Genomic DNA, 972 nt, shown 5'->3' on the forward strand with positions numbered 1-972 from the left:
AAAAAAAAAAAAAAAAAAAAAAAAAAAAATATTCTTGCCTTCTCTTTTAAGAAAGAATAACGATTAACAAAACCTCGCCCGACAGCTCGTGCCCGAGCCGCGACGGCGTGTCCCCCGCGAAGCCCGTCCACGCCGGGAGCTCCGAGGCGCAGATCCCCGAGACGCGCGCCGCCACCGCGACGTGGCCCGGCGGCGGAGGGGCGTCGGCGACGGACACGAGCGCGCTGGTGCGCGGGGCGACGACATGGGCGTAACGCATGGGGGCTCCAAGGGGAGTTCGAGTGGGGGAGGGGAGGGGCGGACGACGGACCACGACTGCGCGGCGGGGGTACGAGGGGGCCGAGGGACGTACGGGCCGCGCGCGGCGCTCACCCGGTGGCGAGCCGTACCGCCCCCTCCACCGGCGGCGCGTCCAGCAGCACCGCCCGCGTTCCGGGCAGCGAGGCGGCGAGCGCGGTCGTGAAGGCCGACCACAGCGCGGGCTGCGCCGTGATCACACCGCCCGCCGCGACGACGCGCGCGTGGTGGGCGCCCCGCCGGGCGAGCCGCGCGACGAGCGCCGCGAGGTCGGCGCCCCCGCGCTCGCGCACCAGCGCGGAGCCCGAGCCCTCGTCGCCGAGCACCCACCCCCAGCCGCCCGCCTTCACATAGGCGCCGGTCTCCGCGTGCCGCCCGACCGCGATCGAGCCGGTACCGGCCACGAGACCGATCCCCGTCGTGAAACCGGCGGCGGGCACGAGGAGTTCGGCGTCGTTGACGACCGTGACCGGGATGCCGAACAGCGCGCCCAGGTGCCCGGACAGCTCCGCGCACATCGCGGGCGTCTCGCACGCGTGCGCGCCCACGGCGAGCCGCGCGAGCGACCCGCCGTCCGGCCCCGGGGACCCGCCCGCCGCCCCGTCCACCACGGCCCGTACCCGCGCCGCCAGCCACGCCCCCGCCGCCTTGAGGTCGCGCGTCTGCCAGCCCTCG

Annotated in this window: 1 pseudogene; it reads right to left on the reverse strand. The window is 74.3% G+C overall.

Going from position 1 to position 972, the window contains the following annotated elements:
- Positions 1 to 368 precede the first annotated feature (368 nt).
- Positions 369 to 972, reverse strand: a pseudogene (locus tag SSBG_RS23830) (ATPase); the annotation flags it as partial.

This window comes from Streptomyces sp. SPB074, from assembly GCF_000154905.1.
Taxonomy (GTDB): Bacteria; Actinomycetota; Actinomycetes; order Streptomycetales; family Streptomycetaceae; genus Streptomyces.